The sequence below is a fragment of the Nocardia sp. CC201C genome (assembly GCF_030010695.1).
Classification (GTDB): domain Bacteria; phylum Actinomycetota; class Actinomycetes; order Mycobacteriales; family Mycobacteriaceae; genus Nocardia; species Nocardia otitidiscaviarum.
Genome location: NZ_JASCXP010000252.1, coordinates 1 through 10,670, shown reverse-complemented (window position 1 = coordinate 10,670; position 10,670 = coordinate 1). Strand labels below are relative to the sequence as shown.

Here is a 10,670-nt window from a genome sequence, read left to right as displayed (position 1 = left end):
TGCCAATCGCACCAGCGTCCCGCGCGGCAACCGCACCAGCGCCCCGCGTGCCAATCGCACCAGCGTCCCGCGCGGCAACCGCACCAGCGCCCCGCGTGCCAATCGCACCAGCGTCCCGCGCGGCTAATGCCGCGACGGCATCCCGCCTACACCCGGTCGCGGTGGCGTCCGGTGTGCCACATCGGCCCGGAGGGCGGCCACCTCCTCGCGCAGTCGGGCCATGAGGCGCTCGGCGTCGTCGCGATGCGCGGCGGCCCGCTCGGTATCCCCGAGCGCGGCGGCCAGTTCGGCGAGTACGGCGTCCATCGGCCCCAGGAACGACGCGCCGGTCTCCAGGCCGCCGATGGTCCCGGCCAGCGGCAGCAGCGCGGTGTAGAGCTCGCGGGCGGCGTCGGTATCGCCGAGGAACAGCGCGATCCGGGAGCGGATGATGCTGAAGGTGGCCCAGAACGGCGGCCCCACCGGCGGCGCGGCGGCCAGCACCCGCCGGGCGTGCGCGGTGTCCCCGCAGTGCAGCAGGGCCAGCGCGTAGCCGTAGGAGAACAGCTCCGGCGCGACGGCGGCGCGTTCCCCGAGCGCGCCCGCGAGCGCGGAGAAGTCGCCCCCGCGCACCCAGGCCAGCGCCAGCAGCAGCCCGATGTGCAGCGCCTCCGCGTCGCGGGTGACATCGTCGACGGGCAGCGCCTGGGTGGCCAGCGGCGCGGGTCCGAGCACACCCTCGTGGTGCCAGTCGCCCAGCATGCGTTCGGCGGACTCGATATCACCGCGTACCAGTTCGAGCAGGAACTCGAAGGGTACGAGCGCGTCGAGCAGATGGCGCAGTTGCCCGTCGGTGGCGAATTCGGCGGCGCGCCCGGCATGTTCGGCGGCGGTGGCGAGATCGGCGTCGGCCAGCGCCGCCCGGAAGAGCAGATAGCGTGCCAGCGCCTGGAATTCGGTGAGCTCGGCCGCGGCCGCCACGAGCAGTAGCCGGGTCGCAAGACTTTTCAGTTCGTCGGCGCGCAGGAACCCGCCGCGCACGAACGCGATGAACGCCTGGGCGTTGACGGCCGTGCACAGCAGATCGGCGTCGCCGAGCGGTTCGGCCAGCGCGACGGCCGCGTCGGCGGCGGCTCGGGCGTCACCGAGATCGGTCAGCGCGGTGTGGAAGACGGTGGTGACCAGCACCAGGATGCGTTCGCGCACCGGCAGTCCGGTGTCGGCGCGGGCGATGCGCAGCGGTTCCAGCACCCGCGGATCGGCGGTGTGCCAGTCCCGGGCCGACCAGATGAGCGGGGTGGGCCAGCAGGTGGCGGCCCGGACCAGCGGTTCGACGCCACCGAGCCGGTCGGCGAGATCGAGGGCGTGTTCGCGCACGTCCCGCGCCTGCTCGTGCCGCCCGTCGTAGGCGAGGGCGGTGACGAGCTCGCAGCGCGCCTCCAATACCGCCGACAGCTGCTCGTCGGTGGCGGCGGCCCCGTCGTGCCCGGCCAGTTCGTGCAGTGTCAGCACCGACTGCCAGCGCCGCACCGCGTCGGCCCGCATGCGCCGTTCCACGCAGAGGCGTGCCGCGGTCCGACCGAAACGCAGTGCGCGCTCGGCTGTTTCGACGGTGGCGCCGAGCGCCGCGTGGTGCGCCAGGGTTTCGGCGTCGCGTCCGGTGAGGGCGGAGCAGTCCGGAACGCAGATCCGCGCGCACAGTGATTCGAACACCGCCCAGTGCATGCGAAGGCGGCGCAGCACGGGGATGCCGTGGTACACCGTCTCGCGGATGAGCGCGTGGTCGAAGCGAACGCGGCCGCCGCGCTCGGTGCGCAGCAGCCGGGCCTGTTCGGCCGCCGCGACCCGGTCGATGATCTGGTCGGGCGTGAGCCCGGCGGCGGTGGCGAGGGTGGGAACGTCGCAGTCCTCACCCCAGACCGACATGAGTTCGAGCAGGTCGACGACCGCGGCGGGCAGCTGGGCGACGCGGCGGCCCAGCAGATCTCGCACGGTATCGGGCAGCGCGTCGGTGGTGCCCTGGGTGGCGACGAGTTTGGCCAGCTCGCGCACGAACAGCGGGTTGCCGCCGGTGCGGCGGCGCAGCAGCGCCACCAGCTGGTCGTCGGCGTCCACGAGTCCGGCGGCGACCGCGGCCCACCGGGTGCCGTTCAGGTCGAGGCCGTCGAGTTCGATGCGGTCGGCGGTGAACAGGGCCAGGGCGGCGGCGGTATCGCGCACTCCCGCACCGGCTTCGGTGCCGCGCAGGGTGGCGATGATCAGCACGGGGCGGTCGCGCAGCCAGTGCACCACCTGGCGCAGCACCTGGAGGGTGGCGGTATCCGCGCCGTGTACGTCTTCGAGCACGATGAGTACCGGTCCGGCGGCGGCGCGACAGTGTCGGACCACGCGGCGGGCGAGGGTGAAGGCGTCGACGGCGGCACAGGCGTCGGGGTCGGCGGCGGTGAGTTCGACCAGCACCTCGGCCCAGGCCCACGCCGGGGGCGCGTCCTCCACCTCGGGGCAGCGGCCGAAGACGGTGGCCCAGTCCCGCTCGGCCAGCTGCGCGGCCACCGTGGTGGCGAGGGTGCTCTTGCCCGCGCCCGCCTCACCGGAGAGCCAGACCAGGCCCACGCTGCCCAGCGCCGCCGCCTCCGCCGCCGCCAGCACGGCGGCCCGCTGCTCGGCATATCCACTGTCCGGCAGCGGATCCGGGTGCGCTGCGCGCACCGTTATCGGCGCGGTCGGGGTATCGGCGCCGACCTTGTGGGTGAGGATCGCGGTTTCGGTGTCGCGCAGCGCCGGCCCGGGGTCCACCCCGAATTCGCCGTTGAGGAATTCCCGGCAGCGGCGCACCGTGGTGAGCGCGTCCAGGGACTGCCCGAGCCGGTACTGCGCCAGGGCGAGCAGTCGCGCGCATTCCTCGCGGCCCGGATGCTCCTCGAAGACCGGCCGCAGCGCCAGCACCACCTCGGCGGGCCGATTCAGCTCCAGCGCCGCCCGTGCCCGCAGCTCCAGCGCGGTGAGTCGCAGTGCGGTCAGCCGCGCGGCTTCCTGTGCCGCCCAGGGCATTCCGAGGAAAGTTTCCAGTGCGGTGCCGTGCCAGCAGGCCAGGGCGTCGTCGAGCACCCGGATCTGTTCGAGTGGATCGGGTCGCAGGGCGGGATCGCGCAGGGCGGCCTCGTGCCCGTGCAGCAGCTGCTCGAATTCCCAGGCGTCGACCTGCGCGGGTTCGAGATTCAGTGCGTACCCGTGTGATTCGGAGACGATGACGCGGGCACGGGCCCGGCGCGGCCGCTCCGGTTCGAAGAGACGTCGCAGATTGTGGATGTAGACCTGGAGCGCGGCGGTGGCCTTGGTGGGCGGGTCGCCGTTCCACAGATCGTCGATGAGCCGGTCGGTGGGGACGACCCGGCCCCCGGCCGCGACCAGGCGTCCCAGCACCGCACACTGCATGGGCGCGCCGGGTGGCACCCGCTGGCCGTCGATGGTGATCTGCAGAGGTCCCAGCACTCCGATCCGTGTGACCGCCATGCCGTGCCGGAACCCCCGTAACCACTGCCGTCTTGGACAATTGACTTGCTTGCGACACACAGAATGACAGAAATTCTGCGAGACGTCTCATCGGTGTGATCCGACTTAACCGAATACGAAGTGGACACGAAGAGTGATGCCGCACACTGCCATGGTGTCTCAGTCCGGGTTGCGCGTGCCCACCACGCGGTCGATCGGCGAGGAGCCGCGTGGTGCCGAACTATCGGTGCTACAGGGCTTCCCATATCCCGCCGCCTACCGCACCCCGGCGACCTGCGATGTGGTCGCCACCAATACCGCCTTCGCGGAGATGTTCCCGGGTCTCGAACCCGGCACCAACCTGCTCACCTGGATGCTGCTCGATCCCATGGCCCGCTGTGTGCTGGTCGAATGGGAACTCGAGGCGCAGCTGCTGGTGCAGCGGTTCCGGAAGTCGGCGCCGCAGGCCGACTCCGGCCGCATCGAGGAGATCCTGACGCTGTGCCGCCGCGCACCGGACTGGAATCAGCTGTGGGGAGAGGAGATCCGGGTCCCGGACACCGCGCAGCGACTGCTGCTGGTGCGGGATGCGGAGACCGGCCACGAGCGCGCCATGTACGCGCACACGTTCGCCTTCGAGGCCCCACCGCGTCCCTGGCTGCTGTACACCCTGGTACCGGCGACCTGAGTCGCCCGCCGTAGCACCTCGCGATCATCCGCCCGCGCTCCGATGTGCCGGTCGCCGCCGCGAGCTTGCGCCGCCCCGCGGTCCGACTCGCCCGACCGTGACACCGGGCTTGCCGAACCGTCGACCCGGAGCCGTGCCGGTATATCAGGCCCGCGCGGCCGGGCTCTCGAACCAGCCGTCGACCGGGTCGGCGTAGCCGTGGTACACCAGCGGTATCCGCCGGTCCACCTCGAAGTGGCGGTAGACCGCGAGCATCGCCCGTCGCACCGCGTGCGCGTGGAAGTCGTCGATGCGACGGGCGCCGAGCCGGTGCTCGGGCAGCAGCTCCAGTCGAGTCAGCTCATCGGGATCGGTGGCGTCGAGTCCGATGGGCGGGGCGTCGGCGATGAAGTGGTCGTGCAGGATGGCGTGCGTGCGCGCCGGGTCCGGGGTGCCCGCCGCGAAGGCCAGGAAGCGCACCCGGACGGCGCGGCGGCCGGGAGCCTCGGTCTCGAGCCGGTCGAGCAGTCCGGCGGCCGGACGGCGCACCGACCGCCCGGTCAACGGGTCCTGTTCGAGCAGGTGCAGCATGCTGCCGCCGGGCACCCGGGGTTCGGGGACGAGGAACAGGCTCAGCACGGGTGCGCCGGAGACTCCGTCGGCCAGGCAGACTTTGGTGGTCATGGGATCGGGCATGCGCTTCTCCCTCGATTGTGCGGAACCCGCGGTGCGGTCCGCGCCCGGGGCGGCGGGCCCGGGGTGGTGCAGTCAGCTGGTATTCGATATCTCGCCGCGGACCCGGAGGCGGTCAGCAGACCGCCCGGCAGCGCGACCGGAGCACACCAGCGAATTATAGTCGAGTCGCATGACCTGCCGCGGGCGTTCGTCAGGCGTCGATCAATCCGCGCCGGGTCGCGGGCGGGCTCGCCAACTGCCGCTCGATGGTGGCCCGTACCAGCGGCCACTCCTCGTCCAGGATGGAGTAGAACGCCGTACTGCGCACCTCGCCGTCCAGCCCGCGCGAATGCGCCCGCCGCACCCCGTCGCTGGTCGCGCCGAGCCGCTCGATGGCCATGCGGGACCGTAGATTCCGCATATCCGCGCGCAGGGCGATGCGGCGTACCCGCCACACCTCGAAGGCGTGCGCGAGCAGCAGCAGTTTGGACTCCAGGTTGATCCCGGCTCCCCGCGCGTCCGGCGCGAGCCAGGTATTGCCGATCTCGGCGGCGTCCGGGATGGCCAGCAGCGGATCGCCCGGCGGCAGCCCGTGCACCAGCGGCCACACCACCGGCCCCTGCCAGTAGTCGAATCTGGTGAATCGGGTGGACCCGAGCACCCGCCCGGTGCCCGGCGCGACGATGGCGAAGGCCAACGAGGTGCCCGCGGCGTGCCCGGCGACCGCCTGGGCGATGTAGTCGATGGCCTCGTCCACCCCGTGCGGAACGGGGGTGAAGGCGAAGTCGTCGCGATTGTCCGCCGCCGCCTCCGCGATCCCCGGAGCATGCTGCGGCGCAAGGGGTTCCAGCCGCACGACGCGGCCGTCGAGAATGACCGGTACAGGCACGTTCCCTCGATCTTTCGAAGCGGTCGGGGGTCGCGTCGGGCGGTGCCGCACCGGCTACCCGCTCCGGATAGGACGAACCAGCCCTGGCGCGCCAGTAGCAGCGTGAATCAGTGAGGTGAACGATAACGGAACACCTGCGCACGGGACGGCAGGCGACACACGAATTTCGGGGCCCGCCCGGCGGCGGTCAGCCCGACGGCGGTCAGCCCGACGGCGGTCAGCCCGACGGCGGTCAGCCCGACGGCGGTCAGCCCGACGGCGGTCGGCCCAGCGCCGGTCAGCCCGACGGCGGTCAGCCCAGCGCGGACGTCCCCGCGGCGACAGTCCCGGACGCGGCGTCGTCCCAGGTGCGGGGCGGCGGGCCGAAGGTGCTGCGCGCGTTGGCGATCACCGTTTTGCCGAGCGCCCGGTTGCCGACCGCGCCGATCACCGCGCCGATGCCCGCGGGCAGCGCCCGCCCGAACACCAGCACACCCCGCTTGACGATGAACTGCACGACGAAGCGTTTCACCAGCGCGTTGTCGATATTCCGCACCACCGGCAGCCGGTCGGCCACCACGGCGGCCCAATCCCGCGCCGACTGGCTGGCGTTGCGGCCCATCACCGCGGTGCCGGTCTCGCCGAGCACGACGCTCACCACCATGGCGCGACGCTGTGTGGGCGGCAGTGCACCGATGCCGTGCACCGCGCCCACCGAGGCCGCGTACAGCGCCGACGCCTCCAGGAAGAACACCGACTCGACGCCGCTCACCGCCAGGCCGATCAGGGTGCCCACGCCGGGGACCGCCGCGCTCAGGCCCGCGACCGTACCGCTGGCGGTGACCAGCACCAGGTACCGCGTCTCCAGCCCCCGCGCGATGTCCTCGGGTGACCGGCTCGGGTGCTTGCGCCGCAGCCGGTCCACGTACCTGGCCGCCAGCGGTGCCTGCACCCCGGTGCCGCCGCGCAGGAGCAACTCGATGGACTTCTGCACTGTGCGCTCGAACATGGCGGGCGTCCCCTTTCGTCGTCGGCAACGCCCGAGCGTACGGACCGCCGTGCCCGGGTTCGGGTTCCGACACGGGAATCCACGGGTCCGTTACGACCGACGTCCGCGCGGGGACCTTCGCCTCTCCCGGTCGGCGGTGATCGGCGTCACAGTATGGGTGGTGGTCGGTTTCCGGCGGCGACGCGGACGACCAGGGCAGGCGACGAGACGGTGACGGGCAATGGACGCGCACGAATCCCATATGACACAGTCGGACCTCTTCACGTGGAGCATGGAGCAGGATCCAGCACTGCGCTCGACGATCGTCACGCTGCTGCTGATCGACTCCGAACCGGACCGGGATCGGTTGCGGCACATGATCGATCGCGCCAGCCACGCGGTACCCCGCTTCCGGCACCGGCTGGTGGCGGCCCCGCTGCGGCTGACGCCCCCGCGCTGGCTCCCCGATCCGGACTTCGATCTGTCCTGGCATGTGCGCCGCCTGGCCGCGCCCGCACCCGGGGATCTGTCGGCGGTGCTCGAGTTCGCGCGCACCGAGGCGATGGCGGCCTTCGATCCGGCCCGGCCGCTGTGGCAGTTCACCGTGCTGAGCGGGCTGGCCGACGGGCGCTGCGCGCTCGTGCTGAAGGTGCACCACAGCCTGACCGACGGCGTCGGCGGCATCCAGATCGCCGGGGAGATACTGGATTTCGAGCGGGAGGGCACACCTCGGCCGGAGCTCGCGGAAAGCGCGGAGGTGGACGGGAACGGCGCGGTGGGCGACATCATCACGTGGAACTGGGCCACCGGCACCGAGTTGGTGCGTGACGGGGTCGCGACGGCGGTCTCGGCCGCGCGGCGGACGGTGACGAATCCGGTCGGGGCGGTCCGTGACGGGGTCACGCTGGCGCGTTCACTGCTGCGGCTGGCCCGGCCGGTCACCACCACGCTGTCCCCGCTCATGACCGAGCGGAGCCTGGTGCGGCGGTTGACCGTACTCGATGTGCCGCTGCCGACGCTGCACCGCGCCGCCCATCGCACCGGATGCACGGTGAACGACGCCTTCCTCGCCGCGGTGCTGATCGGGCTGCGCACCTATCACGAGCGTCGGGGGGCGACGGTGGCGCGGCTGCGGGTGGCCATGCCGATCAGCCTGCGCCATCCGGGTGATCCGATCGGCGGCAATCGGATCTCCTTGGCCCGCTTCGTCGTTCCCGCCGATATCACCGCGCCCGACGATCTCATGCATGCCCTGGACGGCGTGGTCGAGGGGTGGCGGCACGAACCGGCCGTACCGCTGTCCAATGCCGTCGCGGCCACCTTCAACCGGCTACCGGTCGGGCTGCTCACCGATATGTTCAAGCATGTCGACTTCATCGCCTCGGACGTGCCGGGTTCGCCGGTGCCGCTGTATGTGGCCGGGGCCGAGGTGCAGCGAATCTACGCTTTCGGACCCACCACCGGCACCGCCTTGAACGTCACACTGGTCTCGCATGTCGAAACCTGTTGCGTGGGTATCAATTCCGATGCGGCGGCGGTCACTGACCCGGACCTGCTGACCGAATGCCTGGCCGCCGGCTTCCGGGCCGTCACCGCGCTCGGCGCGGCGGTCCCGGAGGACTAGCGCTGGCGTGCGGATCGTTCAGCCGCCGAAGCGTTTGCGCGAGATCTCCGCGTGCGCGACCCGGCGCAGCGTGGCCAGCAGGGCATCGCCGAGCACGGTTCCGACGATCGCGCCTTCGACTATGGCCTCGGTGGCTCCCAGCCGGGCGACGCCGTCGATATCGGCGGCGGCGACCCGGTCTGCGGCCGCGGCGTAGTCGGACAGTGCGTCGAGCACCCACTCGTGCCCGACCTCGCGGAAGGTGCACAGCACCCCGATCAGTGCTTCGACCAGTGCGGAGCCGGGCGGCGGCGTCCACCCGCGTTCGGCGCAGATCCGCTCGATCCGGCCCGCCGCCCACTCCCGGTCCGCCTCGGCGACCTCGGTGCGCGGTGCGGGCAGGCCGTGCTGGGCCACACCGAGAATGTCGTGGGTCGACACCCTGGGCTCCTCGATGGCGGAGAGCACCTCGCGCGCCGCCGCGACGGTCAGCCCGCCGATTTCCAGCAGTGCGCGAACGAGTTTGAGCCGACGGACATGCGCCGCGCCGTAGCGGGCCTGATTGGGGCTGGTGAGTTCACCGGGCGGAAGCAGCCCCTCCCGCTGGTAGTACTTGATGGTCGCGATCGCCACCCCGGACTCCCGGCTCAACTCCGCCATCCGCATCCCGCCGCCACTCCTCTCGTTCGGTATTCCGTTCACGCCCCGACCGGGACCGCCCGCCGCCCCCGCACCCAGGCCACCGCGAAGGCGATCGCGAAGCCCAGATGCACGACGAGGAACACCTTGGCGAGCTCGCGCGCCTCCCCACTGAACACCCCCCACACATCATTGGCCGCCACCACCCCGAACCCGACCGCATTGGCCAGCACCACGACATTGCGCAGCGGCGACGCCGGCGCGCCGCGCGAGAGCCAGTTCAGGACCGCGATCCCGAGGAACGGCCCACCCAACAGCCGCAACAGCGCCACCAGTTCCGGCGACGCGTCCGCGGGCACGGCCTCCACCCCGAATTGCACCGGCACGAGCACCAGCGCCGACCCGATGACGGCCAGATAGATCGCAGCAATGGTCAACAGCCACCTGAGCATGGCAAGCCTCCAATATGGATAGCTAAACTTTCTATAATAAAAAGCTACACTATCCGCTTTGCTGGAGGCAATGGTCCGCCCCGAGCCTGCGCCTACTCAGCGTTGACGCAGGGCCGCACGCAGTCGCTCATACGTCGACCCGAGTTCGCCGACCACCTCGGCGGCCGCCCGATCCCGCTCCGACACCAGCAGATGCTGTAGGGATCCGATGAGCCGCGCCTGCTCGACCATGGCCGCCGCCGCCCCGCCGTATCCGATCCGGCGCAGGCAATCCGCCGCATCCGCGGTCCGGCGCGCGCCCACCCGGACGGCGAACGCGGTCAGATGCGCCCGCAACCCCGGCGGGCACCCATCCGCCAGCATCGCCGCCAGCCTCCGCGCCGCGTCCGAACTGCCGTTGCCCGCCAAACGTTCCCGCGCCCGCGGCAGACAGGCGGCGACCGCCTCGTCCGCACTCACCACGCGGGTCCGCTCGAACTCGGTGTACATGGTGTACGGCTGGCCGTAGTCGACCGAATCCGCGCGCCACGCGGAGAGGAAGTCCGACATCCCGATGCGCGCGTACGGATATCCCTGCGGGTCGTGCGCGGTGACCCCGTCCTCGTCCATGTCGACGACGACCAGGAAGTGATCAGCCCCGATCGGCCCGCGCATCTCCGGCTGGTACCGCAGATACCCCATCTCGACCGGACCGATGAACACCGGCCCGCCGCACAGCGCCGCTCCGAGCCGCCCCACGGGATCGTCCCCGCTGGTCACCGTGGCTCGCCACCCCAACGCCGCCAGCGCCTCCGCCACGCCGATCTCCGGATTCCATCCACCCGGATCGAAGAACGCGACCCCGTCCCCCACCTGCATTCCGAACGGACTCCCGGTCACGGTCTCGATCACCGCCGTACCGAGAGCCGCCTCCCCCATCACCATGGCGAGTCCGTTCGCGTAGCAGTACGGCCCCGACCCGATATACGAAATCTGTCTCGTCAGCTGTCCGGCATCCATCGCCCCACGCTGACAGGAATTCCCGAAAAACGCTACAGCCGAGTATTTTTCGCAGTCTCGTCAACCGACCCGAAATACGCTCGATCGGTTCGGGCCCGCTGTGCCGCGTCCAGGAAGGTTGATGCTGTCATCGCCACCGGAGAAGCGGGTTGATCTTGGGCGGGTGAGCGGTGATGCTGCCGGTGGCTCGGAAGCCGGATGTGTTCGTCGGATGTCGATGTAACAGTTGCCGGCTCTGCTGACACTGAGCCTTCTGAAGCTATCCGCTGGGAAGGAGACTCCATGTACCACCCCCCGTTGCCCACGTC

Annotated in this window: 9 protein-coding genes; 2 read left to right on the top strand and 7 right to left on the bottom strand. The window is 71.2% G+C overall.

Annotated elements, in window-relative coordinates; genetic code table 11:
• Positions 1-123: 123 nt before the first annotated feature.
• On the bottom strand, positions 124-3,471 hold the full coding sequence (locus tag QK444_RS23610; RefSeq protein ID WP_282783768.1) for a BTAD domain-containing putative transcriptional regulator: 3,348 nt from the start codon (positions 3,469-3,471) through the stop codon (positions 124-126).
• A 175-nt stretch (positions 3,472-3,646) separates the two neighbouring features.
• On the opposite strand from QK444_RS23610, the gene QK444_RS23605 reads away from it, so the two are divergent.
• Positions 3,647-4,159, top strand: coding sequence for a hypothetical protein (locus tag QK444_RS23605; protein ID WP_282783766.1), 513 nt, complete (start codon positions 3,647-3,649; stop codon positions 4,157-4,159).
• 144 nt (positions 4,160-4,303) lie between these two features.
• On the opposite strand, the gene QK444_RS23600 is transcribed toward QK444_RS23605, so the two are convergent.
• From QK444_RS23600 to QK444_RS23590, 3 genes are all read right to left on the bottom strand, one after another.
• On the bottom strand, positions 4,304-4,834 hold the full coding sequence (locus QK444_RS23600; RefSeq protein WP_282783765.1) for a hypothetical protein: 531 nt from the start codon (positions 4,832-4,834) through the stop codon (positions 4,304-4,306).
• A 190-nt stretch (positions 4,835-5,024) separates the two neighbouring features.
• Positions 5,025-5,702, bottom strand: a complete 678-nt coding sequence (locus QK444_RS23595) for a GNAT family protein (RefSeq protein ID WP_282783763.1) — start codon at positions 5,700-5,702, stop codon at positions 5,025-5,027.
• Positions 5,703-5,994: 292 nt separating this feature from the next.
• The gene (locus QK444_RS23590) at positions 5,995-6,690 is read right to left on the bottom strand and encodes a hypothetical protein (protein ID WP_282783761.1); all 696 of its coding nucleotides are present in this window, start codon (positions 6,688-6,690) and stop codon (positions 5,995-5,997) included.
• Positions 6,691-6,931: 241 nt separating this feature from the next.
• Here QK444_RS23590 and QK444_RS23585 point away from each other — a divergent pair, with 241 nt between their 5' ends.
• Complete coding sequence (locus tag QK444_RS23585) at positions 6,932-8,293, top strand: wax ester/triacylglycerol synthase domain-containing protein (protein ID WP_282783759.1); 1,362 nt, start codon at positions 6,932-6,934, stop codon at positions 8,291-8,293.
• Between the two features lie 18 nt (positions 8,294-8,311).
• Here the strand turns inward: QK444_RS23585 and QK444_RS23580 are convergent, their stop codons facing one another.
• From QK444_RS23580 to QK444_RS23570, 3 genes are all read right to left on the bottom strand, one after another.
• On the bottom strand, positions 8,312-8,938 hold the full coding sequence (locus QK444_RS23580) for a MerR family transcriptional regulator (protein WP_282783757.1): 627 nt from the start codon (positions 8,936-8,938) through the stop codon (positions 8,312-8,314).
• A gap of 32 nt (positions 8,939-8,970) precedes the next feature.
• Positions 8,971-9,363, bottom strand: coding sequence for a hypothetical protein (locus QK444_RS23575; RefSeq protein WP_282783755.1), 393 nt, complete (start codon positions 9,361-9,363; stop codon positions 8,971-8,973).
• A gap of 96 nt (positions 9,364-9,459) precedes the next feature.
• On the bottom strand, positions 9,460-10,362 hold the full coding sequence (locus QK444_RS23570) for a hypothetical protein (protein WP_282783753.1): 903 nt from the start codon (positions 10,360-10,362) through the stop codon (positions 9,460-9,462).
• Between the last annotated feature and the right edge of the window lie 308 nt (positions 10,363-10,670).

Excerpts from the sequence above, each read along its gene's own strand:
- QK444_RS23600 (WP_282783765.1), bottom strand. The coding sequence starts at position 4,834 with ATGCCCGATCCCATGACCACCAAAGTCTGCCTGGCCGACGGAGTCTCC.
- QK444_RS23590 (WP_282783761.1), bottom strand. The coding sequence starts at position 6,690 with ATGTTCGAGCGCACAGTGCAGAAGTCCATCGAGTTGCTCCTGCGCGGC.
- QK444_RS23585 (WP_282783759.1), top strand. The coding sequence starts at position 6,932 with ATGACACAGTCGGACCTCTTCACGTGGAGCATGGAGCAGGATCCAGCA.
- QK444_RS23580 (WP_282783757.1), bottom strand. The coding sequence starts at position 8,938 with ATGCGGATGGCGGAGTTGAGCCGGGAGTCCGGGGTGGCGATCGCGACC.
- QK444_RS23575 (WP_282783755.1), bottom strand. The coding sequence starts at position 9,363 with ATGCTCAGGTGGCTGTTGACCATTGCTGCGATCTATCTGGCCGTCATC.
- QK444_RS23570 (WP_282783753.1), bottom strand. The coding sequence starts at position 10,362 with ATGGATGCCGGACAGCTGACGAGACAGATTTCGTATATCGGGTCGGGG.